This window comes from Methanolobus sp. WCC1 (assembly GCF_045690315.1).
Lineage (GTDB): Archaea > Halobacteriota > Methanosarcinia > Methanosarcinales > Methanosarcinaceae > Methanolobus > Methanolobus tindarius.
In genome coordinates, this window is sequence record NZ_CP146979.1 from 1720987 (window position 1) to 1744166 (window position 23180).

The 23180-nt window shown below is 40.7% G+C and carries 42 protein-coding genes; 29 read left to right on the top strand and 13 right to left on the bottom strand.

What is annotated here, in order from left to right:
• Positions 1 to 33: 33 nt before the first annotated feature.
• Positions 34 to 1032 (top strand): NAD(P)/FAD-dependent oxidoreductase, encoded by a 999-nt coding sequence (locus tag V7O61_RS08205; RefSeq protein ID WP_407282186.1) that lies wholly within the window; start codon positions 34 to 36, stop codon positions 1030 to 1032.
• A 108-nt stretch (positions 1033 to 1140) separates the two neighbouring features.
• On the opposite strand, the gene V7O61_RS08210 is transcribed toward V7O61_RS08205, so the two are convergent.
• The 8 genes from V7O61_RS08210 to fen all read right to left on the bottom strand — a co-directional run bounded on the left by V7O61_RS08210 (position 1141) and on the right by fen (position 6774).
• Positions 1141 to 1797, bottom strand: a complete 657-nt coding sequence (locus V7O61_RS08210) for an Imm64 family immunity protein (protein WP_407282185.1) — start codon at positions 1795 to 1797, stop codon at positions 1141 to 1143.
• 234 nt (positions 1798 to 2031) lie between these two features.
• Positions 2032 to 2409: a hypothetical protein gene (locus V7O61_RS08215; RefSeq protein ID WP_407282184.1), complete on the bottom strand. Its 378-nt coding sequence runs from the start codon at positions 2407 to 2409 to the stop codon at positions 2032 to 2034.
• A gap of 266 nt (positions 2410 to 2675) precedes the next feature.
• On the bottom strand, positions 2676 to 3539 hold the full coding sequence (locus V7O61_RS08220) for an HD domain-containing protein (protein WP_407282183.1): 864 nt from the start codon (positions 3537 to 3539) through the stop codon (positions 2676 to 2678).
• 131 nt (positions 3540 to 3670) lie between these two features.
• Positions 3671 to 4306 (bottom strand): CDGSH iron-sulfur domain-containing protein, encoded by a 636-nt coding sequence (locus V7O61_RS08225; protein ID WP_288068912.1) that lies wholly within the window; start codon positions 4304 to 4306, stop codon positions 3671 to 3673.
• A gap of 224 nt (positions 4307 to 4530) precedes the next feature.
• On the bottom strand, positions 4531 to 4884 hold the full coding sequence (locus V7O61_RS08230; protein ID WP_288068913.1) for a hypothetical protein: 354 nt from the start codon (positions 4882 to 4884) through the stop codon (positions 4531 to 4533).
• Positions 4885 to 4913: 29 nt separating this feature from the next.
• The gene (locus V7O61_RS08235) at positions 4914 to 5429 is read right to left on the bottom strand and encodes an immunity 26/phosphotriesterase HocA family protein (protein WP_288068915.1); all 516 of its coding nucleotides are present in this window, start codon (positions 5427 to 5429) and stop codon (positions 4914 to 4916) included.
• A 22-nt stretch (positions 5430 to 5451) separates the two neighbouring features.
• Entirely contained in the window at positions 5452 to 5646 is a 195-nt protein-coding gene (locus tag V7O61_RS08240; RefSeq protein ID WP_407282182.1) for a DUF4926 domain-containing protein, read from the bottom strand.
• A 102-nt stretch (positions 5647 to 5748) separates the two neighbouring features.
• Entirely contained in the window at positions 5749 to 6774 is a 1026-nt protein-coding gene (gene fen, locus V7O61_RS08245) for a flap endonuclease-1 (protein WP_407283412.1), read from the bottom strand.
• Between the two features lie 281 nt (positions 6775 to 7055).
• Here fen and V7O61_RS08250 point away from each other — a divergent pair, with 281 nt between their 5' ends.
• The 5 genes from V7O61_RS08250 (at position 7056) to V7O61_RS08270 (ending at position 11197) form a co-directional block, all read left to right on the top strand.
• Positions 7056 to 7175 carry a ferredoxin gene (locus V7O61_RS08250; protein WP_407282181.1) on the top strand — a complete coding sequence of 40 codons (120 nt, stop codon included), beginning with the start codon at positions 7056 to 7058 and terminating at the stop codon, positions 7173 to 7175.
• 127 nt (positions 7176 to 7302) lie between these two features.
• On the top strand, positions 7303 to 9714 hold the full coding sequence (gene ppsA / locus V7O61_RS08255) for a phosphoenolpyruvate synthase (protein ID WP_407282180.1): 2412 nt from the start codon (positions 7303 to 7305) through the stop codon (positions 9712 to 9714).
• A gap of 269 nt (positions 9715 to 9983) precedes the next feature.
• A complete protein-coding gene (locus tag V7O61_RS08260) occupies positions 9984 to 10274 on the top strand; it encodes a hypothetical protein (RefSeq protein WP_407282179.1) in 291 nt (96 codons plus the stop codon).
• 160 nt (positions 10275 to 10434) lie between these two features.
• The gene (locus tag V7O61_RS08265; RefSeq protein WP_407282178.1) at positions 10435 to 10734 is read left to right on the top strand and encodes a hypothetical protein; all 300 of its coding nucleotides are present in this window, start codon (positions 10435 to 10437) and stop codon (positions 10732 to 10734) included.
• 169 nt (positions 10735 to 10903) lie between these two features.
• Positions 10904 to 11197, top strand: a complete 294-nt coding sequence (locus V7O61_RS08270) for a hypothetical protein (protein ID WP_407282177.1) — start codon at positions 10904 to 10906, stop codon at positions 11195 to 11197.
• Here the strand turns inward: V7O61_RS08270 and V7O61_RS08275 are convergent, their stop codons facing one another.
• The 4 genes from V7O61_RS08275 to V7O61_RS08290 form a co-directional block, all read right to left on the bottom strand.
• Complete coding sequence (locus tag V7O61_RS08275; protein WP_407282176.1) at positions 11198 to 11425, bottom strand: hypothetical protein; 228 nt, start codon at positions 11423 to 11425, stop codon at positions 11198 to 11200.
• 94 nt (positions 11426 to 11519) lie between these two features.
• A complete protein-coding gene (locus V7O61_RS08280) occupies positions 11520 to 12224 on the bottom strand; it encodes an LrgB family protein (protein ID WP_407282175.1) in 705 nt (234 codons plus the stop codon).
• Positions 12217 to 12573 (bottom strand): CidA/LrgA family protein, encoded by a 357-nt coding sequence (locus V7O61_RS08285; protein WP_023846265.1) that lies wholly within the window; start codon positions 12571 to 12573, stop codon positions 12217 to 12219. The genes V7O61_RS08280 and V7O61_RS08285 overlap by 8 nt, the downstream gene beginning before the upstream one ends.
• A gap of 186 nt (positions 12574 to 12759) precedes the next feature.
• Positions 12760 to 14256: a DEAD/DEAH box helicase gene (locus V7O61_RS08290; RefSeq protein ID WP_407282174.1), complete on the bottom strand. Its 1497-nt coding sequence runs from the start codon at positions 14254 to 14256 to the stop codon at positions 12760 to 12762.
• A gap of 550 nt (positions 14257 to 14806) precedes the next feature.
• On the opposite strand from V7O61_RS08290, the gene V7O61_RS08295 reads away from it, so the two are divergent.
• Genes V7O61_RS08295 through V7O61_RS08395 form a run of 21 tightly spaced genes read left to right on the top strand, consistent with a single transcriptional unit; the run spans position 14807 to position 20921 of the window.
• Positions 14807 to 14938, top strand: coding sequence for a hypothetical protein (locus tag V7O61_RS08295; RefSeq protein ID WP_407282173.1), 132 nt, complete (start codon positions 14807 to 14809; stop codon positions 14936 to 14938).
• Complete coding sequence (locus tag V7O61_RS08300; RefSeq protein WP_407282172.1) at positions 14935 to 15129, top strand: hypothetical protein; 195 nt, start codon at positions 14935 to 14937, stop codon at positions 15127 to 15129. Before V7O61_RS08295 ends, V7O61_RS08300 begins: the two co-directional genes overlap by 4 nt.
• A gap of 2 nt (positions 15130 to 15131) precedes the next feature.
• Complete coding sequence (locus V7O61_RS08305) at positions 15132 to 15320, top strand: hypothetical protein (RefSeq protein WP_407282171.1); 189 nt, start codon at positions 15132 to 15134, stop codon at positions 15318 to 15320.
• On the top strand, positions 15317 to 15697 hold the full coding sequence (locus V7O61_RS08310; RefSeq protein WP_407282170.1) for a hypothetical protein: 381 nt from the start codon (positions 15317 to 15319) through the stop codon (positions 15695 to 15697). The genes V7O61_RS08305 and V7O61_RS08310 overlap by 4 nt, the downstream gene beginning before the upstream one ends.
• A complete protein-coding gene (locus tag V7O61_RS08315; RefSeq protein ID WP_407282169.1) occupies positions 15698 to 16027 on the top strand; it encodes a hypothetical protein in 330 nt (109 codons plus the stop codon).
• Positions 16028 to 16333: a hypothetical protein gene (locus V7O61_RS08320; protein ID WP_407282168.1), complete on the top strand. Its 306-nt coding sequence runs from the start codon at positions 16028 to 16030 to the stop codon at positions 16331 to 16333. It abuts the gene before it with no gap.
• Entirely contained in the window at positions 16334 to 16642 is a 309-nt protein-coding gene (locus V7O61_RS08325; protein WP_407282167.1) for a hypothetical protein, read from the top strand.
• The gene (locus V7O61_RS08330; protein WP_407282166.1) at positions 16642 to 16806 is read left to right on the top strand and encodes a hypothetical protein; all 165 of its coding nucleotides are present in this window, start codon (positions 16642 to 16644) and stop codon (positions 16804 to 16806) included. The genes V7O61_RS08325 and V7O61_RS08330 overlap by 1 nt, the downstream gene beginning before the upstream one ends.
• Entirely contained in the window at positions 16807 to 17013 is a 207-nt protein-coding gene (locus tag V7O61_RS08335; protein WP_023844543.1) for a hypothetical protein, read from the top strand.
• Positions 17010 to 17309, top strand: a complete 300-nt coding sequence (locus V7O61_RS08340) for a DUF5658 family protein (RefSeq protein ID WP_407282165.1) — start codon at positions 17010 to 17012, stop codon at positions 17307 to 17309. Before V7O61_RS08335 ends, V7O61_RS08340 begins: the two co-directional genes overlap by 4 nt.
• Positions 17306 to 17536, top strand: coding sequence for a hypothetical protein (locus V7O61_RS08345; RefSeq protein WP_407282164.1), 231 nt, complete (start codon positions 17306 to 17308; stop codon positions 17534 to 17536). The genes V7O61_RS08340 and V7O61_RS08345 overlap by 4 nt, the downstream gene beginning before the upstream one ends.
• Entirely contained in the window at positions 17536 to 17844 is a 309-nt protein-coding gene (locus V7O61_RS08350; protein ID WP_407282163.1) for a hypothetical protein, read from the top strand. The genes V7O61_RS08345 and V7O61_RS08350 overlap by 1 nt, the downstream gene beginning before the upstream one ends.
• Positions 17834 to 18190: a hypothetical protein gene (locus V7O61_RS08355; RefSeq protein ID WP_407282162.1), complete on the top strand. Its 357-nt coding sequence runs from the start codon at positions 17834 to 17836 to the stop codon at positions 18188 to 18190. The genes V7O61_RS08350 and V7O61_RS08355 overlap by 11 nt, the downstream gene beginning before the upstream one ends.
• Complete coding sequence (locus V7O61_RS08360) at positions 18187 to 18378, top strand: hypothetical protein (RefSeq protein WP_023844538.1); 192 nt, start codon at positions 18187 to 18189, stop codon at positions 18376 to 18378. The genes V7O61_RS08355 and V7O61_RS08360 overlap by 4 nt, the downstream gene beginning before the upstream one ends.
• A complete protein-coding gene (locus V7O61_RS08365; RefSeq protein ID WP_407282161.1) occupies positions 18375 to 19049 on the top strand; it encodes a hypothetical protein in 675 nt (224 codons plus the stop codon). The genes V7O61_RS08360 and V7O61_RS08365 overlap by 4 nt, the downstream gene beginning before the upstream one ends.
• Entirely contained in the window at positions 19046 to 19366 is a 321-nt protein-coding gene (locus V7O61_RS08370) for a hypothetical protein (RefSeq protein WP_407282160.1), read from the top strand. Before V7O61_RS08365 ends, V7O61_RS08370 begins: the two co-directional genes overlap by 4 nt.
• Complete coding sequence (locus V7O61_RS08375) at positions 19363 to 19647, top strand: hypothetical protein (RefSeq protein ID WP_407282159.1); 285 nt, start codon at positions 19363 to 19365, stop codon at positions 19645 to 19647. The genes V7O61_RS08370 and V7O61_RS08375 overlap by 4 nt, the downstream gene beginning before the upstream one ends.
• A complete protein-coding gene (locus tag V7O61_RS08380) occupies positions 19644 to 20081 on the top strand; it encodes a hypothetical protein (RefSeq protein ID WP_407282158.1) in 438 nt (145 codons plus the stop codon). The genes V7O61_RS08375 and V7O61_RS08380 overlap by 4 nt, the downstream gene beginning before the upstream one ends.
• Positions 20078 to 20248 carry a hypothetical protein gene (locus V7O61_RS08385; protein WP_407282157.1) on the top strand — a complete coding sequence of 57 codons (171 nt, stop codon included), beginning with the start codon at positions 20078 to 20080 and terminating at the stop codon, positions 20246 to 20248. The genes V7O61_RS08380 and V7O61_RS08385 overlap by 4 nt, the downstream gene beginning before the upstream one ends.
• Positions 20245 to 20454, top strand: coding sequence for a hypothetical protein (locus V7O61_RS08390; protein ID WP_407282156.1), 210 nt, complete (start codon positions 20245 to 20247; stop codon positions 20452 to 20454). The genes V7O61_RS08385 and V7O61_RS08390 overlap by 4 nt, the downstream gene beginning before the upstream one ends.
• Positions 20451 to 20921 (top strand): hypothetical protein, encoded by a 471-nt coding sequence (locus tag V7O61_RS08395; RefSeq protein WP_407282155.1) that lies wholly within the window; start codon positions 20451 to 20453, stop codon positions 20919 to 20921. The genes V7O61_RS08390 and V7O61_RS08395 overlap by 4 nt, the downstream gene beginning before the upstream one ends.
• 385 nt (positions 20922 to 21306) lie before the next feature.
• Here the strand turns inward: V7O61_RS08395 and V7O61_RS08400 are convergent, their stop codons facing one another.
• Positions 21307 to 22056, bottom strand: a complete 750-nt coding sequence (locus tag V7O61_RS08400; RefSeq protein ID WP_407282154.1) for a hypothetical protein — start codon at positions 22054 to 22056, stop codon at positions 21307 to 21309.
• A 401-nt stretch (positions 22057 to 22457) separates the two neighbouring features.
• Here V7O61_RS08400 and V7O61_RS08405 point away from each other — a divergent pair, with 401 nt between their 5' ends.
• Together V7O61_RS08405 and V7O61_RS08410 are read left to right on the top strand one after the other, a co-directional pair.
• Entirely contained in the window at positions 22458 to 22796 is a 339-nt protein-coding gene (locus tag V7O61_RS08405) for a hypothetical protein (RefSeq protein ID WP_407282153.1), read from the top strand.
• A 66-nt stretch (positions 22797 to 22862) separates the two neighbouring features.
• Positions 22863 to 23180: a hypothetical protein gene (locus tag V7O61_RS08410; protein ID WP_407282152.1), complete on the top strand. Its 318-nt coding sequence runs from the start codon at positions 22863 to 22865 to the stop codon at positions 23178 to 23180.

Consider the following 23180-nt stretch of genomic DNA (forward strand, 5'->3'; position numbering starts at 1 on the left):
ATTCCCATCAATCCTGCTTTTAAGGGTGCTAAAATGGATAGGGAAATAAACATTCTCGGTGGAGGAATAAGCGGTCTTGCTTGTGCCATAATACTTCGCAAGAACGGATATGATGTTAATATCTATGAGAAAAGGGAAGTCACAGGTAAAAGGTTTAACAGCGACTGGCAGGGAATAGAAAACTGGTCCGAAGAAACAGATGTACTTGATGAGCTGAAATCGTTCGGAATTGACCTGTCCTTTGATTATGTTCCGGTTTGCGAACTTGACCTTCACTATTCTGACAAGATACGCACCCTTACAGGCGACAATGCCTGTTATCTTGTAAAACGTGGTACAGCCGATGATTGTCTTGACACATGCCTTTTGAATCAGGCTAAAAATATGGGAGTTAAGATTCTCTATGGTACAATGCCTGATGAGAATACACCTGTTCATGTGATTGCAACCGGTCCTGAAAAAGGGAACATTTTTGCAAAAGGAATAAAATTCCGGACTAACAGTCCTGATAATTACCACATGGCATTTGGTGATGATATTGCAAAAGGTTTCTACTCATATCTCCTCATCAAGAATGGTGAAGCTACTATTGCAACGGTTTTTGACAATAAGAACCTGCATGATTCTGAGAATTTCCTGAATAACACTATTGATTACTTTTCCAACTACTACAACCCTGAAGAAGTCAAATCAGGCAGGAAGTTCGGAGGTTTCGGATACTTCGAGATCAGAAAAACTCTCCACGATGACAACGGCGCAATGCTCATAGGCGAAGCCGGCGGCCTTCAGGATTACCTCTGGGGATTTGGCATGAGATACGCATTCCAGAGTGCAAATTTCGCTGCAAGAAGTATCATGACTGGAGAATCCTATGATATTCTGATAAGGGAAAATCTCCACCAGAAACTTAAACACTCACAGAGAAACAGGAAACTCTTTGAGATACTTGGACCTCTGGCATGCCCACTGGCATATCATCTGTTTAACAGAAGCAAGGATCCGCTGAAGCTTTTGAATGTGGTGTATAGGTAAGAGTTTTTGGTTTGACTTGTATCTGTGGGGAATTAATTTTAGGATATAGGTAAGTGTGAAAAACGGAACTCTAGTGACAAATAATAACAGTTAATCAAATCTCAAAATTTAGTATGAGTACAAAATGTATTTATCAGTTTTTTTTCTAGCATTGTGACCATCAATATGCCAATCACTCTTTATTACAGTAAGGTTACTATCGGAATTTGGAATAATAGTTACCGAATAAATATATCCATCTGAATGTTTAAAAATCTCAAGAGGATAATAAAATTGTGCTTCCAAATCACAAAAGGCATAGTCATATTTTGAATGAGAATAAATTCTACACATTGTAGTAATCAACTTTTCTGTAATACTGTCTATTTCCTCATCGGGATAACTGGTTGATTTAAAAATATCTGCTTCCTCAATATCCAAAAGAAAACCAAAAAAATTAGTTTCTTTTACAGTTCTTATTGTATAATCTAGTTTTTTACCCTTTATTATTTCAGAATTGAGTAAAATTTCACCGTAATATCCACTTGAAAAGTCCTTCAGATTTTCCAGTGAAAAAAAAAGCGAGTCTAAATTAATTTCCTTCCAATTTTCTCCATCCGCATTTTCACTATATTTTGCAACTTTGATAGTTCCATTGGAATCCAAAAAATACTCTATTATATTTTTTAATTCTTGTTGTAATTTTTCAACGGTAGCATCATCGTAAACAAGAGTTTTCAAATTTCCAATTCCATATGTAAGACCAATTGATATTCGTGCTCCCATTAAATCATCCTCCCCACATTTCCAACCTTTGACAGATTATTTAAGAAAAGAAATTATTGAACCATAGGAAGAAAATAAGAATTACAATATATATTAACACTATCAAAATAATTGATTTGATTGATTTATCTTCACTATAAGCTTTTGTAGCATATATAAAATACACAAATGTCAACAATGTTACAGGAATTAATAATCCTTTTTCAATTAGTAGTTGAATCATCATTAACCCCATTATTTTACATGTATTTTATATTGGAACATATTACTTTTTTTGATAATCCTTCCTTCTTTTATTAAATAATCAATGGTGATTTTCATGACTCTTGAGGATACAAAAAATGCTAGAGTAGAACTAATTACAAGTTGCATAGCTATTACAAATTTAGAATAATTGCTAACAGATGCATTAAATCCTAATTTATAAGGAGTATAAATGATTACCAGAAATGTTAGAATAGCTGAAACAATGTAAATTAATACAATTGAAATTACAATTAATCCATATTTATTATCCTTGTACAATAATGAAATATTAAAGCCTTTGTAGGCTATTATTAAGAGTATAATAAGATATGTGATAAATAGTATGTCCGCAATTAATTCAATCATATTCAATTTGCTTTAGTAGTTTATCGCATTTAAATTTTGTTTTATAGTTATAACTTAGTAACCTCTTCACCGCCGGAGTATTCAGATTCAAGTCTCCATTATACTATGTTTGATTCCCTGAAACCTGCTCCTTGAAACTCCGAAAGCTTTCGCTTCAGATTGTGACATATGGAGAATGTTATTCATTTTCCAGAGAATATATCTCCTTTCGAGTGTTGCAATATCACTCTCTGATCTATAACTCCGGATGATGAACACACTGTAACTTAGAACAGTTCTTCCACACATTCTTTAAGTTCACGGTAAGCGCGGGTTTCTGCTATGGTCTGCGGACCTGTAGCGAAAGCTTCCAGCATTGAGCGGTAGTACCATTCCTGTTCTTTTTTTGGGGCGTTGAACTTGTCCCAGAAGCATTCTCCATCTATACTTAGTTCGCTGATGAGATCCCTGATGTTTGCAAGCTTGTCCGCACATGAGAGAAGCTTGATCTCCCGGTCAGCACTTTTTATCACACTTATGGTATGTTCCTTGCGCTGCTTCCATGTATGTGCCTTATTACCACTGGCAGGCTGCCTGAGCTCTTCCGGTTCGGTAACAGCGTTCACGTAATCAGCAACTTGTTGACCGTATTTACTTGATATTGTTTCAATGTCAACATCGGTATCTTCAACAACATCATGGAGCAATCCTGCCATTACAAGTTCAAGAGGTGCATTCTCTTTAAGAAGGATGGACGCTACATCCATCGGATGCGAGATATATAGAGTACCGGATTTCCTCGTAGCGTTATTGTGTGCACCAACGGCAAATGCAAACGCATCAGCAAGTCCTGTCAGGTCTGCCTCCTTGTGCACCTCATATTTTTCCTGAAGGCCATCCAGCTGTATCCTGTAGTTTGCCATCCTCACATGTTCGTAAACAGTTAATTTGCCATCTATCTCAGTTGCTATCATCCTGTATTGATCACTGGCCCATATCTTTCTAAAGGGTTCCTCTGACAGGTAACCCAGATAACTGAACAATTCAGGTGCCTCAATGGGCTCAGGAACATCGAGTGTGTATATAGTGATACCGTTCCCTTTTTTCTCAGTACTGCTGCAATACTGGCTGATTAGCTCGCGTATTTTCATGATGATAACTCCAAGATCGATGTAGATGATCTTAATACTGAATTTGCAAGTCCCTATCCATATGCTTTAAAGTTAATGGTAGCCCATTCCTGTCAATAGAATAAAGTGACAAGTAAAATCATCAGGCAGATTCAATTCTTCTCGTCCCTGAATTCAACATCGTAGTGACTGCCGTCACAAAATGGTTTATTTTTTGATGCACCGCATCTGCAAAGTGAATAATGGTCCTGTGTTTCGGGTACTGAACCATCTGGATCATTAAGTTCTATCCCTGTGACATTGTAAGGTCCGTCTTTCATAATCGAGATTTCCGGCTCTTCCGAGTAATCCTTATGCAATTCCCCGTTGATAGTATAACTCAATGCACCGGAAGGACATGACCTGATAAGAGCTGCTATCTCTTCCTGATCTGCAGCATCAGGTTCTGCCCACGGATCTCTACCTCTTTCAAAAACGTCAGGCAGGTTGTGAACACAGTAACCTACATGACAACACACACCTCTGTTACGATGGATGCTGATATTTTTCCCGACATAAGTCTCAACTTTATCAGGAACACGGTCTTCTTCTTTTTCCCCGGAAAAACCTATCTTTGCATGTGTCCCATCACAGAATGGCATATTCGCTGACCCTCCACACCTGCAAAGTGTCATAACGGGTTTTGTCTCAATTAAATCACCCTTTGAATTCCTGAGTGTTTTAACGTCTTTCGCAATGTATGGACCATTTTTTGATACTTTTATTGAAGGTCTGGGCTCTTTATCCACTGACACACCTCTGTAAAGATAAATCTGTGTGCATCAGATTTCAAATTTTTGCAGGGGAGATTTGTTGTAATGGGATTGGAGAAAGTATCAATTGGAATTTTCTTTTGTTTGAATCCTGTCTAGCTCATGGCAAGTTTGGGATATAGTTACCTAGAAAAAACGGAACTCTCGTGTAAAGTATATGAAGTCAGATTAGAACTAACAATTAACAAATTTCTTGGATTTCATGTTTTAATAAAATTCACTTCTTTAGCAGTTATAAAAATAGATTTCACAGATACTTGATCGTAAATCACGAATTCTAGTTTTTCGTTATAATCATTGATTTTAGTTAATTTCACTAAAAGTATCTCATCATCTAGAAATCCCAAAGGCTTTGGATACGTATCAAAATAGGAGATTTCTTTGAATATTAATATGATTTCGATAATTTCAGGTTCCTTTTCTGTATAGTATGATTGCCTCCAATTGCACAATTCAATTGATAAAACTAGTTTTTCAGGTAACTCCGTCATATCTAAACTAGTGACACTGCTATCATGAAAATCATACTTATCTATAAGTTCTGAGAGCTCCATAAAATACAACTCAACAAATGGTAATTCTATTAGACATAAGCTTCAAGTAATTCTGGATGCTCTGCAAGAGCTTTTGTAACCTCATAAGCAACAGCTCCATAACCACCAAGTCCATAAAATCCTATAGTAGAAGGTTTATAATCCAATTTTTGTCCAATTGCAGAATAATAAGAGAGTACACTACGCTTTCTCTCAAAACCATAATCTAAATTTAAATCTTCACAAGTTAATTCCATATTTCCCACTGTGAAAAAATAGCCCATTGTCCAACCTGTAAAGTTTACAATTTGTGGAGGAATCAGTAGTTCATTTGAATCTAAATAATCAGGTAATTCTAATTTTTTTGTTGCTTGTTTGTAAACAAGAATTACTGCAATGTTAACCCCTTCGATACTTTGGAATATATTATTGATTTCAATTACCTTCCCATAAAAATAAATGGATTCTCTTGGCTGAATTACAAAAACATCTCCAACCTTTGGCTTTTTCCTTGACCTTTTAATTGGGAGAAGTTCATCGGTCATGTGGGTTTTATTCTCATCCATTGTTATCTCCTACAAAGGAAATTTATTCATATTTTTCTAGCTCGTCCGGTAAGAATTCATCTTCTACCCAATTACCTGCATCATCCAGAAATTCAACATCATAAGCTTCATCCGGCTTACTAAAAGCTACAATTACAGTACCTCTGTGCCCTTTTTTAATACCTTTATCAGGAATAGCTTTTTTTGTTATTACAGTATCCAATTCTGAAAATTTCATATTAACACCCTTCCCACCTCTCCAACCTTTCCCTTACATGAACATTCATAGTAAATGGCTTATCCACTTCACCACTCAATTTCATGCAACCGGCAATACTTTTCACCAATCACCCAAACACGATTGGCACTCAGAAGCAGCCCTCTCTTCCAACACCTGAATGTTCTTCAACACCTGCTTTTCAGAGAAATCCCTGTCGTTTACGAGATAATCGAACAATGAATCAGAATCAGGTTTTTTCCACTTGAAACTGTAATCCTCTGTGACAGGAGGGTTCATGAAAAACTCCCTTATCTCTTCAAGCGGAGCACATGCACGAATATCCTTATCCTCTTCTCTGATAAGTGTCTCGATGTCACCGTGTTTTTTGATGAGTTTCAGGGCTGTTTTTGCACCTACACGGTGCATTCCTTCGTTAAAATCAGTACCGATGCAGATTGCAAGGTCAATCAACTGCTCACGGCTTAGTTCCAGTTCTTCAAGACTGGAAGAAAGTGAGATGTGTTCGGGAGTTTTTGTGACGTACTTCTTCTGTCCGGGTAACTTTCGCTTTCCTGTACTTCCAAGATTGCGAATTACATTCTCGGCTCCAAACAGGAAAACATCATAATCCTGTGAGCCTACATAATCCACATCTCCACGGGAAACCATATAAGATGCCTGAGCCTCTGCTTCGGATTCTGCCTGCATCCAGGGGATTCCCATGAGTTCAAGCAGCCTTTTTGAATCAGCAAGGATCTGCGGAGTTATACGGGATGTAGCCTGGGCGTATTTTTTCATATCCTCAAGGTTGCCTTCATCCTTGGCAATCTCATAATTTAGGGCTGCATTTTCCTTGCACTCCTTGCGTTTTTCAAGGGTATCCTTCTTCATTTCCGGTGGTTTGCCGTCAAAAATGTAAACCGGTTTGATATTTGCCTCCCTGAGCCTGCTTGTCCTTGAAAAAAGCCCTGTAAGGTGAGATACTGGATTACCTGAAGAATCAGTGAGCATTGAACCGTCACGCTGGCGAATGGCACTGAGGAACTGGTAAATTGTATTGTATGCGTCTATTGCTATTACATTTCCTGAAATTTCCTCGTAGGTTATCGAGTTTTTGGTGAGTAATGTGCCTATTTGTGTGCCCATATTTTCCATCCATTTTTAGTGATACCTGATGATTTTTTGTGCGTTTTATGCTATCTTTGTTTATAGTAGTATCCTGAAATGTATATCTTTGGTGATCTGAACCCAGTGCTTATCAATCATGCAGTATAAATTAAACCAATATTTAAAATTCACAAAAGGGGGAGGCTAATATAGCAAATATAGATGAGAAGGTACCTGAGAATGTTGAGGGACCTTACTATGTGGATAAAAGTTGCATATCCTGCCAATTGTGTGTCGACAGGGCACCGGGGCATTTCAGGATGGCAGAAGCAAATGCAAACTCATATGTTTTCAAGCAACCGGAAACGGACATGGAAAAGAAGAATTGCGATGATGCTCTGGAAACTTGTCCAGTGGATGCCATTGGAAATGATGGATGAAAAGACCACTTCAAAATAGTATCGTCCTGGCAAATATCCTGATATCCCGGTCTTCCACAAATCATAATACTATTCAAAGACAATAATACCTACACCTAAAGAAAATTAGGGTTCGAGTGGGTATAAAATGACAGGCAGCAAATACGTTAGCTGGTTTAAGGAAATTAGTATCGATGACGTGCCTTTAGTTGGAGGCAAAAATGCATCCCTTGGCGAAATGTACAGGGAGCTTACAAACAAGGATATCAAAATTCCAAACGGCTTTGCCATAACTGCGGATGCATACTGGCATGTTTTAGAGTCTGCAGGAATAGTTGATGAGCTGAAAAAGACACTTCATGGACTTGATATCGATGATGTCACTGACCTTGCTAAAAGAGGAAAGAAAGCAAGAAACCTGATACTTGATGCGGGAATCCCGGATGATCTCTGGGATGAGGTCAAAGATGCTTACGATAAACTCTGTGAGCAGTATGGAGAGGATACTGACGTGGCAGTTCGTAGTTCTGCAACAGCAGAAGACCTTCCCAATGCATCATTTGCAGGACAGCAGGAAACCTATCTAAACATTCACGGCTACCATTCACTGAAAGATTCCTGTAACAGGTGTTTTGCATCACTTTTCACTGACAGAGCTATTTCCTACAGGGTGAATAACGGTTTTGACCATTTCAAAGTCGGGCTTTCCATTGGTGTTATGAAAATGGTTCGCTCAGACCTTGCGTCCAGTGGAGTTATATTCACAATTGATACGGAAACCGGTTTTGAGAATGTTGTATTTATCACCGGAGCCTATGGTCTTGGTGAAAACGTTGTACAGGGACTTGTAAATCCTGACGAGTTCTATGTTTTCAAACCTACTCTAAAGGAGAACTTCAAGCCTATAATCAAGAAGGAAAAAGGAAGCAAAGAGATCAAGATGATCTATGGACGTGGGGATTCCCGTGTTCTTACCCGTAATGTTGACGTTCCTGAGGCTGAAAGAAAGCAGTATTGTATTAATGATGAGGAAGTACTGCAACTTGCTAACTTTGCAGTGACTATTGAAGACCACTACTCCCAGAAACGAGGAAAACACGTCCCAATGGATATTGAGTGGGCAAAGGACGGTGAGACAGGTGAGCTGTTTATAGTTCAGGCAAGACCGGAAACGGTTCAATCCCTGAAGCGAAAGGATGTTTTAGAGACTTATTATCTGGATGATTCCTCAGATGTCATTGTCACCGGAAGAAGTGTTGGAGCTAAGATAGCAGCCGGAAAGGTGCATGTGATTCCTGATGTTTCACAGTTAAGCGAATTTAACACCGGAGAAATTCTTGTGGCAGACACCACAACACCTGACTGGGAACCTGTCATGAAACGTGCTGCTGCAATTATTACAAACAAAGGTGGCAGGACATGCCATGCTGCTATAGTGAGTCGTGAACTTGGTATTCCGGCAGTTGTCGGTGCTGAGAATGCCACGGAAATCCTGAAAAATAATATGGATGTGACGGTGAGCTGTGCAGAAGGTGATGCAGGCAGAGTGTATGAAGGAATCCTGCCGTTCCATACTGAGACTGTTGAACTGGAAGGTCTGGAGAAAACTAAAACTGAGATCATGATGAACCTCGGAAACCCGGAGGAAGCTTTTGCGCTGTCCATGATACCTAATGACGGTATCGGACTTGCAAGACTCGAATTCATCATCACAAGCTACATCAAGGTGCATCCCATGGCGCTTATCCACCCTGAAAAGGTTGAGGATGAGGAAGTGCTGGAGGAAATTGACAAACTCACTGGCAGGTACGAGAATAAGGCTGATTTCTTCGTGGAGAAACTCGCCCAGGGTGTTGCAACCATTACTGCAGCATTCCACCCGAAACCTGTGGTTGTGCGTATGAGCGACTTCAAGTCCAATGAATATGAGAGCCTTATCGGCGGGGAATATTTCGAATTCGGGGAAAACAACCCCATGTTGGGCTTCAGGGGAGCTTCACGTTATTACGATGAACGCTACCGGGAGGGCTTTGCTCTTGAGTGCAAAGCCATGAAAAAAGTGAGAGATGATATAGGACTAACCAACCTGATTCTTATGATCCCATTCTGCCGCCGTATAGAAGAAGCCGAAAAGGTGCTTGAGGAAATGAAAATGAACGGGCTTGTCAGGGGAGAGAATGGCCTTCAGGTCTACATGATGACCGAAATCCCAAGCAATGTCCTGCTAATAGATGAGTTTAGCCAGTACTTCGATGGATTTTCCATCGGCTCAAACGACCTCACACAACTGACACTTGGGGTTGACCGAGATTCTGAGATCCTTGCTTCCTCTTTCGATGAACGAGATGAAGCTGTAAAGAAAATAGTATCAATGGCTGTACAGGGTGCAAAGCGAAACAATAAGCACAGCGGTCTCTGCGGCCAGGCTCCAAGCGATTTCCCGGAGTTTGCGGAGTTTTTGGTTCGGGAGGGAATAGATTCAATTTCACTAAACCCTGATTCTGTGATGAAAATAGGGTTGAAGGTGCTTGAGGTTGAGAAGGGGATAGAGAAGAAGTGATATGGAGGGAATTTTCTTTTTTGGTTTAGTGCTTTATTTAGAAGTAAAATAAATTCATAACTGTCAAATATACTATCAATAATATTTAAAATACCTTAAATATGATTAGTGCAAATAGGTAAGAATGTGGGAATTGAGCTATCTGGCTTGAATTTAAAATCAGGTAAGAAAAAGGGAATTTCTGACCTGTGAGTGAAGTAACTGTTGAATAGCGATGTTTCTCTAAGTTATGAAACATACGAGGACAGAACGATAAAGGGGAATTAAAAATGGGATCTTTAAAAAAGTGTCCGGAGTGTCATGGAGACTTTCACAGACTTCCAAATGGGATACAGGTCTGTAAAACATGTGGCTACTGGACAAGAGAAAACACTGCAAGAATGGAATCTTTGATGTTGTATGAAGAAGCTATGCTTAGTGAAGGAGGACTCAGAATGGAAAATCAGCCGGAAAAATCCTGCAAAAACTGCAAGAATATGCTTAAAAGACAAAAGCTTGGAATGAACATCGTTTATTACTGTTCCAACTGCGGATGCATGACCAGTGCTGATCTTCTGTGAAGATTGGTTCAACTGGTTGATTCTTTTAAAGACAGTTAGAATTGGAATATATACTTTGCATTTTTCATTTAATGTTAAATATCTCTATGATTTCAACGAAAATTATAATGAATATCTTTATATCCATTAAGAAGATTTTATACAGTAATGTTAAGGGGGTTTGTTTATAGCAATACATCATGTTAACAAAATAGGGGTTCTATCCCTTGGAAAAATATTTGGTGCAGTTTATGGAATAATGGGACTTATATTAGGGGCTATAATGACCATGATGTCACTAATGATGGGGTCCCTTATGGGTAACGAAGGAGCATTTGCAGGACTTATGTTCGGGGTTGGATCAATAATAACACTGCCTATATTCTATGGAGTTCTGGGACTTATCTCAGGAATAATAACAGCATTGATATACAATGTCGTAACAGGATTTATCGGCGGACTGGAAATTGAAGTAGACTGAAATATTTCATCTGCAGGTAATTTTACTTACCTGAACCCTTTTCCTTTTTTAATTATTACTTTTAATTATTACTTTTAATTATGATTTTTGCATTACATTAACCAATTACTGTCAACATCTTCTTATGTGATATCAGTACATTACATTTATTTAGGAGATGAATGTAAAAATGGTAGAAGTAAATATTACGAAAATTAATCCATTTTCTCTGGGAAAAGTCATTGCACTCATCACAGGAGTAATAGGCCTCTTTTTTGGACTAGTTGGAATATTATTTGCAGGAACCCAGACCATGGGCAGTATTGGTACCACAGAAATAATAGCAATACTAAGTATGGTTTTGCTGGCACCTTTAATCTATGGAATTCTTGGTTTTATTACAGGTCTTATTGCTGCAACCATATTCAATGCTTCAAGCGGATATATTGGCGGTTTGGAAATAGAAATTGAAGAAAAAATATGATTAAGGTTCAATCCATACCTCAAGCACCCTGTCCTTGATCTCATAATCCTTTACAGTTGTGAGCTTCATGTCCTTTGGATTCTCTATCCAGCCAAGGTCATAATCCTTCTTTTCCCTGCCACCGCAGCAGACTTTTCTTGTTATTCCAAGATTCAGTTTAACGCGGTCAACATCTGCCTCACTTATTTGTTCAACTTCATCCTGATATCTTCTTTGAATAAGGATCATAAGAATTACCCGGTAAAAATATACCGTCCTGAGAAGATAATCGTTTCTATCTACTGCGAATATTATGGTAATTATAGCAGTAATTACTACACGACTACATCAGTAGCTTTGCCAGCAGAGGAGCCAGGAATACAGTTACAAGACCTGCAATTCCTATTGCAAGTCCACTCATTGCGCCCTCTGTTTCGCCAATCTCAACAGCCTTGGTAGTTCCAAGAGCGTGGGAAGAAGTTCCGATAGCCACACCAATAGCAACCTCATTTTCAATTTTGAACAGCTTGCAGACCATTGGTCCAAGCAACACACCTGCAACACCCGTAAAGACAATTGCAGCCACAGTAACCGAAGGCAGACCGCCAAGCTGGTTGGATATCTCAATTCCAATAGGAGTTGTAACTGATTTTGGAATCATGGAAACACTGAGTATCTCATCAAGTCCAAACATCTTGCACATAATGATGATGCTGGCAATTCCAGCTGCAGAACCGATGCTGATTCCGGCAATTATAGGAACAACATTTTCCTTCAGCAGACTAATTTTGCGGTACAGGGGAACTGCAAGGATGACAGTAGCAGGTCCAAGGAAGAAAGATATGAACTGGCCACCGTTATTGTAGTCATCAAAACTTATGTGGAAAGTCAGAAGCAGGGCTATTATCATAAGCATGCTGAGAACCAGTGGATTCATCAGAGGAGAGCCTGTTTTTCTGGAAATCTGAACACCTGCGGAAAATGTCAGCAGAGATATTCCAATTCCAAATACAGGAGACTGGACAAACTGAGTTATAATCTCACTCAAGGGACTGCCTCCTTTTGATAAGTAGCTGTACCGTCGCACCGGTAACAACTGCAATGATAAAAGTGGAAACCACAGAAATTGTCACAAGTGCAGTCCATTTTCCTTCAAGTACCGTGAAGCAGGTAATAAGTCCGACTGCTGCCGGGATAAAGAAAAATGCCAGGTGCTTAAGCAGGAAATTGCTTACATCCTCAATCATAGAAAGCTTGACAACTCCTGTTAAAAGCAGTATCAGGAGCAAGACCATTCCCAGAACATTTCCGGGAATTGGGATGTGAAAATAACTGTGGATCAGGTCACCAAGATAGCAGATTGCAAGAATAATGGCGAACTGGAGAATATATTTCATTTAAGGTCACTTACGTTTTTTATGATCATTGGAGGACTGCATTTTTACAGTCTGATGAGATGGTATAAGGTTAATAGAAGATATTAGTGTTTTCGGTTCGCATGCAGTGATAACAATTACCGATTGCTGTAAAAAAACTAAAATAGAGTAACAGGTTTGTAACCTGTTTACATATCATTTCTTTTATTATGTCTTATTACCAAATCTGGAAGCCGGTGATCCACCTTTATTATTACCCTGACTGGAACTCTTCTGCCGGGTAGAAGTATTTTTGCTCCTGGAATTATGGGATTGGATAGACTTTGCCTTCATATTCCTTTTTGGCTTTTTATTTCCATCACCGTTTGGCGAGGATTTCGGAGAAGATTTTTTGGGGCTGGCATCGTTGCCTGCGTTTTTATCCTTGTTCCGATTATTACCACCGCTTTTCCTGCCGCCTTTATTGTCTCCATTTTTGCCTCTGCCCTGTCCTCTTTTAGAACCGCTTCCCCTTGGCCTTCCATATTGTCTTGGTGCAGGTTTGGCATTATCACCGGTGGCATTCTTGGCTTTTTCAGAATGGTACTCATGCTCTGCAATTTCTACCTCCATTCTGATTAATTTCTCAATCTCACGGAGGAAATCACGTTCATCTGCAGCACAGAATGAGAATGCTGTTCCATCGGCTCCTGCCCTTGCTGTACGACCGATACGGTGTACATAGCTTTCAGGGATGTTTGGCAGGTCATAATTGATTACGTGTGAAATGTCCTCAACATCAATTCCACGGGCTGCGATATCTGTTGCAACCAGCACACGAAGTTTTCCTGATCTAAAATCCTGAAGGGCTTTTGTACGGTGTGTCTGGGACTTGTTTCCATGAATCGCATCAGCAGGAATCCTGTTCTTGTTAAGCATCTGGGCTACTTTGTTGGCCCTGTGCTTTGTACGGGTAAAGATAAGTACACATTCCAGATGTTTGCTCCTGAGAAGCTGTAGTATCAACTCGTTCTTGTTCTCTGAATCAACAAAGAATACGAACTGGTCTATGCGCTCTACAGTTGTTGCCTGAGGAGTCACTTCCACGGTTACAGGGTTTGTCAGCATTTTCCTTGCAAGTTTTGAAACGTCAGGAGACATGGTTGCTGAGAAGAAAAGCGACTGTCTCTTTTGAGGCAGCATTTCCACGACTTTATAGACGTCATTGACAAATCCCATGTCAAGCATCCTGTCTGCTTCATCAAGCACGAAGTACTCAACCTCTGAGAGATTTACATGTCCCTGGTCTACCAGATCCAGCAGCCTTCCCGGAGTCGCTACAAGTGAGTCTACGCCCTTTGAAATGGCTTTAACCTGTGGACCCTGTCCTACTCCACCAAAGATAACTGTGTGCTTATATCGTGTATAGCGTCCATATGAACTGAAACTGTCACCTATCTGGGCTGCAAGCTCTCTTGTTGGTGCAAGCACAAGCACGCGTGGATATTTCTTACGTGTGTTCCTGTGAGCTGCTGACATGTTGTGTAAAATTGGTAATATGAATGAAGCAGTCTTTCCCGTACCTGTCTGGGCAATACCAATCATGTCCCTGCCGCCAAGAAGATGCGGTATGGATTGTTTTTGTATAGGAGTAGGTGTTGTGTACCCTTCCTCTTTTAATGCACGCTGTAATGGGTAAATTAGATTAAGATCATCAAATGACATGTGAACCTCGGTTGTATTAGTAGAATCAGAGTTGTGCGACACATTAGCGTCTGCAATGTGAAATTCGTAATATTGGTAAATTTATCGATTATGTTTTTATTTCTACACAAACGATATCAACAAAGTTAAACAGTCAAAATCTTAACAGAAAATGTGAATGCTAACTTCAATAATTTATTTGTAAAAATTGTATGGTGCTCCGGCCGGGATACAACCTCATATTATGATGATGATATCCCGTCCGGCTCTCCCTTACCCGATTAATGTAACGTTTGCGAGATTCGCAGGTTACCAAGAAAACGAATCTCGGCTTTCAACCTGTTGGAGCAGGTAGCCACATGTCAGGCAACATACAATATTTACGTTTGTCTATATATCTTTTTTTCCTGTAGATTTTGAATGATTTTGAACTTTATTTAGTAGGACTGCGAACTATATACTAATAAGATAATAATGTGTCGTTATCCAAAACGTATATATACAAAATAAATTAAATTCAGGATGTCAAAGTTTGGAGACTTTGGCAACACCTTAACAGAAGGTTACCAAAATGAAGAGTATTAACACAGATAGCGAAAGCTCTAGTCATGCTAGTGCACGTATTGATAGTGAAAACCAGAAGAAACTCGAAGAACTGCATTTTGATTATATCCTGCCAGTAATGCAGGAGGTCCAGGCATGAATGGCATAGAACCCGGACAGCTCAGACCAGGAATGCGTGTCATATACCATCCATACATAGGAGCTTCAGGTGAAGAGCATATTGTTGCCAGTGAGCCTTGGGAGCTTGGTTCTGGTGATTGGGTTGTCAAGCTCAAGGATAAGTCCGGAGGCGTTGGTGTTGACTTCATTTCTGAGATACTGGAGGACTGAGCATGAGCGAAGAAAGAAGCAGGTACCAGTATGCTGTGGAAGTCCTCAAACTGGCCATTGATAATGAAGCGGATAAACAGGACCACTTCAACAGGCTAGGACCTGACACCTACAAAGACCACATTGCACAGTCACAAGTCCGTGCTGCAGAATGCTCCGGTGCAATAACTCTCCTGGAGGGTCAGCAATGAGCTCTGATAATGATTACAAGTACACCAGGGAAGAGATTGTACAGATGGTCATGGAAGAGTACCAGCGTGCAAACAAAGAGCTGAAAACCATTGTATCACTGGCCAGGCCAAACTCTCAAACTCAGATTAATTCCCATTTTATCGCTAAAAAAGCAGCATACCACCTTGTACTGGAAATGCTCACTGAAGTCCATACAAATGATGAAGAGGCAGGAGAAAACCCTGACATAACCAACCCCTTAGCCGATCTCCTGCCTTCCCTCCTATACGATGAAACTGCAGGAGAGAATGGCCACATCGTACACCATCCGCCAGCCTCCATCCCCTCTCCTGCATTCACTCCACAAACAGAGCCAGAAGCTCAGGAGGTGATCTGAGTGCCTAAATTCATAGAGTCGCCAGGAGGAGCACGTGCAGCTTCTCTTTTAACAGGTATTCCGCTTCCAGAGCTTAGACGTGATTTTGACACGGATGTCTCGATATATGACGACAAGATAGTGGATCTATTTGCTTCTGCAGCTGAATCTATAGGTGTCTTCGGTGGTGGTGGTGCTGTTATCGTTTTGTATTACATTTTCTACAATGTTTTTGACTTCATCTTTTTCTTAATCGTCTGCATGTTCCTGTTAATTAGTCTCTGGTACAGACGCAGAGCCATACTTGCTCAGTATTTCAAATTAAAAAAAGCTGAAGAGGAGGTGATCTGATTGAAGAAACCTTTCCTGAAGACAGAGATAAAGAGAGCTATTATAGAGCCTGAAACGGACCTTGATGATGTTTGTATAGTACCAGGAATGAATCCCAGGTATATAGGTTCAGCTGTAATTGATGTATCAGAAGATGGCTATGCTTTTGTTTCCTGGTTGCAGCCGGTCATAGACTGGAAATATCACACATGGGGCATATTAAACGGTTTCTTATTCTGGATACTTTTGTATTGTGTTTCTATGGTTGTTTTTGGTGTGGCCATCACTCTGGCTGCAATCAAATTAGAAATTCTGGGAGTGATCTGAATGTCCCTTCCAGAAAATATTCCTGCAGATGATAAAGAACGCCAGAGGCAGGAGGACGATGATGTTGGCTATATCACCTGGATTCAGACGTGGAAAACAGCGTTTGCATCTTTTTTTGTGGGTGTTAGTTTATTTCCGGTAACAGTGCTCGTGAGCACATTTTATCCAGACAGTGGCCATATTATAACGCACCTGGCAAAATTACTGCTAGTACTTCCAATTCCTGCCTTTGTTATCACCGTTTTGCTCTATGCTGCAGAACGACATGAAATAAAGCAATTTGCCATAAAGTACAGGGGGGATGAATAATGCCAGGTCCTTACATAGTTCAGGACCATGTCAGGCCTGACAAACAAACTCACAAGTATGCAGGAAGGCGAAGGCTGACAGGCACACGTTATCCCTGGTCCCGGACTGTTGCCTCTGTACGGCCAGTAACCAGGAAAGTAAAGATTTTCCCCGGGGGATTCTGAATGGTCCGTGCTTCAATAATCACACTGGATAAATCCGGAACACCTGTCTCCAGGGAAGTTGATAATGCAAGTTATGACGATGAAGCAGGGTTCCTTTATGTGCATGGAACAGAAATGTTCCAGGTTGACGAAGTAATCAACATGAAAAGCCCTGCATTCTGTTCTGTTCGCTTCCTGAGAGAAAAGGCAAGGGAGGCTCTGGCATGAGCTTCCTTAAACAAATATGGCCTGTTCTGGCCTTCTATGTCCTGGGAGATCTTCTCACCACCATCATAGCTATGGAGATGGGAGCTCCGGAACTTAACCCTTTTTTAGCCAGTGGTATAAGCTTATACGGCTATCCGTTTTTGATACTCTATAAACTGGTTGTCCTTGCAGTTCTTATCCTGGTATATCGTTCCTGCAGATCTTCCAACTGGTGGAAAGTTTCCAGGTATTCCCTGGGAGCTCTCGGTCTGGTCCTGTGTTGCAACAATGTCTCTGTAATTGGAGGTGCTCTGTGATGGTAAGCAACTCGAAAACAGATTTCTTCTGGATCCTTGCAGGATTGGCAACCGTTGTACACATTTTCTATTTCAAGTTTTTTGCCCATGGTGTCACACCAATTGGGATTGCACTGGAATTTGGATATGTAATTGATGTTTTGGTAATGGGTGCTTATTTCGGTTTTCTTTTCGCTGTTGGGCTAAGTTTGGCATATCAAAAGCTCACTTCTCCGGAGGGTCAGTGATGAGGGGAGACTTTATTTTTTGGATCGCAGTTGGAGTATTTTTGGGAGCTGGCTTAATGGGTGCTCTGGTTGTTTCTACAGGTCCTGATTTCCAACCCATCTATGTCAACGAAAATAATACAATCAGCTATTATCCTGAAGCTCGTATCTCAGAAGCTGCCTGGTCTGATGACTATATAATCTACGTTGAAAACGGGGCTCTAATGCAGCGTAATATTGGAGACGAGATGGATGGAGAATGGTTCAAAGAAACATATAATGGTACCGTAACTGTTTTTGTTTTCAGGAGTGGTCAGTGTGGAGCATAAAAGATGTCCGTTTGCTGATCATATTGCTGGAAGCAGCACGTGCAAAAAAGAGGAATGCGGAGTCTACAACCCAGTCATTAAAGGCTGTGGTCTTATGTGCAGTGCCTTGCCGATGGGCGAGGAGCTGGCTGCCTGCAGGCATGAACTTGCAGGAATTTCTAAGCATCTGGCAACTCTGGTTAGTGTGCTTAGCTCTGGTTCTGACAGGATAATTAATGCAATAGAGGGTGTGGAGCTTGCATTAGAAAAGCAGGCAGAGCATGTTGATGAGGTTCTGTTTAAGTGTGAGGAAATGGCTGCCACTCCCTATGAGGTTCCGGAAGAAGTCCTGGAGGGAGAGCTGTGAGCGAAACTATCGATCATGAAGGAACCCGGAATCTAGTTTGTCCATGGTGTGGATATGAGGATCTCGATTCATGGGAGTATCATCATAATTCAGGTGATGATATGTGCAAGAACTGTGGTAAGCCGTTTGGTTATGAAAGGGATGTTTCTGTCAGTTATACTACATGGAAACCGGGGGTGAAGGTATGACCGGACCACTTCAAGGCCTCTCACCATCAACCAGGCATTGCAGGGCTTCAAAATGTGACCATCTGCAGCCTTACAGAACTGATGTTGTGGGCAAAAAAGAACGTGTGAGTTACTGGTGTGACCTGGCAGAAAAGATTCCGGGAAATATGGGACAATGTCCTCTGGATGTTCCGGAGGAGATCGATGAGATGAAGGTACTTTCCTTCAGACAACCTATTGCTTCTATGGCAGCTGAAGGTATTATGGTTCTTAACATAAGGCCTACAGACTGCCATTATAGAGGTCCTGTGGCAATCTATGCGACACAGGGTCATGTCAGGAGGAGAGACAGGAAATACTTTGAGAAGGTCCTTGGACGAGAGATCTTCAAAAAGGAAAATGGAAAGAATAAGTCACTCCTCCCTCATGGAAAGATCATAGCTGTGGCAGATATTACAGACACTATTCGCTTTGATAATCCGGATAAGTTTGATGCATACTCTGAGTGTCACTACCTCTCTCCATTCTATTTTGAAAAGGGCATGGTCTGTTATGGATTAGTTCTGAAGAACATTAGACCACTTACTGCAGAGATTGGCTGGAAGATGCCAAAGGGTTGCAGGAATTGGTCGAAGATCAGAACCTCAGTGATTAATCCTTACCTTCCTGCAGCTGTGGAGGTGGTGGCTTGAATCTATCCACCAGACTAGCTTTAGAACATTATGATAGAGCAATAGCTGCAAGGAAGATAAGAAGGGGAAAGGACAGACCAATTACAAAAAAGCAGATGCAAAGTGAGCTTGAAAAGCTGAAAGCTAAAGTTCATGAGGCTGAGTGGGACGTGGCAATAGCGGAAGATGAGTTGGCTACGGCTGAGGCTAAACTGGAATATTTGCAAGAGGAAGAAGATGTTCTCAAAGAAATGCTGGATCCTCTTCTGCGTCCATGGGAGCGTCCTAGACCTGAGAAAGAATGTAACCTGTTGTATTTCGGGGAGGGTGCTGCATGAAATTTACAATATCCTCCGGACCTTTTGGGGTTCCTCTTATCAAACACGTGATTATTGTAAAAGGAGATTCAGCTGCACAGATTGAATGGAACTGGATGCTCCTTAAACCTGAATTGGAGAGTGCTTTTCCTTTCCTGGCTAAATGTTCAGACATGCTAATAATGGCCAAAGAGTACGATGAGGAAACAAGGCAGTATCCTCTGTATATTTTGTCATTGGTTGAATTTGAAGAGCAGATCCTCAGAGATATCTGTGATAGGGTAGGAGGTGAGTACCTGTGAGAGGTTTTCATGTTGTCTGGAAAGATGGCAAGTACAGATTACTTGTTGATTGTTGCGGATATTCTGAGAAGGTAACGGATGAGGAACTACCTGAGAAGCTGCAGGAATGGCTAGGTTCCTGTTATCAGGAGTTAATTGCAAGAGTCTGGATCTGCCAGGCCTGCCGTCCTGGTTGTAGAGCATGTGCAAAGATCTGCAATACTGAACCTGACAGGTGCATATATGAGTCTGACTATTCTGATGATGAACTGCAGGAACTTCAAGATGAGGGACATAGAGCTCCTGTGGACTGGACAGAAGGAAAGGTACACAGACTCCCTGTTGAGTTCCTGAATAAGTTAAGAGCTAATGGACAGAATAGCTTTGCAGATAGGTCCTGGCATGAGCTCACCATTAAACAGGCTAAGTTCTGTCTGGGAGATGATGAGGAATGACTGGCCAGAAGTTGATCATAGTTGACAACTGCAGGTCCTGTCCTTATGGATCTCCAAATATGTATGGAACATATTGCAGCGACCTAAAGACACAGATAGCAGAAGGTGATGATCAGAAGGACACTCATCCGGACTGCAAGCTGGAAAGTGCTAAGGGGTTCCTATGAATCCGAAGATCTACACGTCCATATCTATCCTGGGAGCTGCCTGTGCTGCAGCTGGCCAGGTAGGAGCTGCTAACTTTGCATGGTCTGTATCTAATCCTCTCCTGGTAGCTCACAACTGGAGATCCGGACAGAAGGAACAGGCTGCAATGTTCTCTATTTTTGCTGTGCTGGCCATGATAGGAGTGCTCAGAGAGGTGCTGCTATGAGTGGAGATATCGGCAAGGATGATCACAATGTATGGGATGGAAGCAGAGATACTCACCAAGATAAAAGCTATGAACAGCTGAAAGAGGAGGTTGCTGCTCTCAAGAATGATTATGCTGGTTTATTGAGAATTGTGGAAGACCTTGACGCTTTTTCTAATTTGCTTGCTGAGAATATCAAGGATCTCAAGGATAAAAATAGGAGTCTGTCAGATGAACTTAATCACCTAAGAGCTGTAATGTCAGGAGGAGTGAATAAGACCACACAGAGAGCTTATCTGCTAGCTGATGCAGTTAAGGCTTCAAGCTCTGGATTTATTACAAGACCTCAAGCACGCTCAATCCTTGCGGAAGAGGGTGTTAAACTTCATACAAAGACCACTGATGACGCTATGCAAGCAGCTGCAGAAATCTTTGGTTTTGTATATGGTAAGAACATGAGTGGGAAAGTAATATTGAGGGTAAAATGATGTTCTTTTTTTTCACGTTATTACTTCACCTAGCTTCACCTATGAGTGAGGGTGGGGGTGAGGTGGTAGCATGATTAAAAGTTTTTATTTAAATAGTCGAGGTGGTTCTGGCTAAACATCTACAAAAATATAACTAAATGAGATGGGTTACAGGCTAAAAACCTGTTACTTGTAAGGTAAAAATATTCTATTTTTATATACTAACTATTTTTAAATGTTTTTTTAAAATTGTTTTTAAAATTGTTTTTCCCGATAACGTATGTTCTATCAAACCTCACTCACTGGTGACATCTCACCTATAATATCTAAAAAAGAGTTGAAAATGCAATCAGTTTACATCTTTAAAAACTCACCATTTGGTGAGATTATTAAAAAAATAGAAATGTTAAACAACTTTTACATGTTCTTTGTCAGGTTTTATTAAATCTCCGCTTCTTCTCATCCTTGATATCAGGTCTTCAGTACGTTTCTGGTCAAGTTGATGCTGTGCGTTTGCTTCTGCGTAGACTTCTTTCAAAGGAGCTTTTCCTCCTGGATGCTTTTCACCTACTGATTTTATTATCTCTTTGATTTTCTTGATGTCTTTTCTTTGACTAGTTTCTCCAGCATCTTTTGGAGTTACTTTGTTCTCGGTGTCATTCTTTGAAGGCTCGCCCTTATCAAGTATTTCAATTGAAGTGGCAGTTAATGTGTATTCTAGATCCTTTGGAACCTTGCCTTGTTTGTCAGCTGTGGTATTGAGTATGCCTTTCACAATAACAACATCTTTTTCATTAATCCCGTTCACCAGGTCGCCTTCAAGGTCTACTGAAATTGAATATTTTTTGACACTATCCCCATGCTCAAAAATGTGTGCAAGTATCATTTGTAAGTAATTAGTGTATATTGATTTTTCATCTGACAAGATCAATCCATCTGATCTCCCACAAGTTTCATTCTCACAGACTGAATCTTCCCAGGGCCCGGTTGTGACTTCTGTTTCACAATACTTGCACACGAAAGCAGCTGTCAGAAGCTTTGGTCTGATCATATCTAAATCATGAACAATTCCTTTTATGAAAACTTCCTTGCCGATGTATTCAGCTCGGAGATCTCTTACCTGCAAAACATCTGTGGTATTAGTGCATTCGTCCATAATATCAGTTAAACAATGTTTTTCTCTGCACAAAAAATTAACTAAATCTTCTTGGCACTCTCCTGCATCCATTTGACCTGAGCCGCAGATCCTGCAGAGTTCTTCCTGGAACGTCCCAGGAATCCAGGCAAACCACCTGGTCAGATCCGGAGGGCGCCAGGGGTCCAGGCCAGGAGAACAAAATACACTCTTTCTTTTTACTGCTATCGTTTTTCTCTGGATTTAATTATTTTCGGTGTAAGTATGTACATACTAATGTATCATTGACTATTCACCGGTATAACTGGTACTTTCTTTTGAGTATATATTATAATATTTGCTTATCTTGTCAATAACCGTTAAAACTGGTACTTTCTACACTGTATAAATAAAATGCCTATAAAAGTCCTAATTTGATTACTATGGCAAAAGCAAATCAAAATGCTAATGGTGTTGCGCTTGTTAAAGGCGGAACAGACAAGAAACAGAATGCAACGTGGAAGAGTAGAGCCTTGCTGTGGGTAGGAACCTGCATGGTCATGGCAACATGCCTTGTAGGTAGTGCCTCAGCAGCCACCATCAATTGGACAGAAATGATAGATCTTGTTAACGGTGTAACTGGTGTCATGCCATCATTTGGTAACCTTATCATGGCAGCAGTCCCAATCATATTGATACTATCTGTAGTAGGATTTACTACTGGACTGTTTGACAGTATCCTGGATGGGATCTCCAGCGCATTCAAGGTGTTCAAAAGGTAAAATTAAGGAGAGGGTAACACGAAAAAGTACACCACCTTTTTGATCTTCACTCTGGCTGTTACCCTCTTGATTCCCTCTGCAGCTGCAGACAACATCAGCATTTCTTTTTCAGATCTTCAGTTAGGCAGAAACATTGACATTGAAGTTTACCAGCCAACAGCCGGAGGAGCTGTCCTGGTAGCTCAAACAAACAGTACAGGATCATTGCAGCTTGACACCAGCTCAGACTATGTGTTCATCATACGACCAACTGAGGACGTATGGTTCCAGAATCCAATGAATGCACTGGAATTATTGAAACTGCAAATGCCTACAATGCTCTCGTACTTACTATGGGCAGTAGTTGTTTTTGGCGGTGCTTATGTAGTGCTCAAGAGGTTGTAA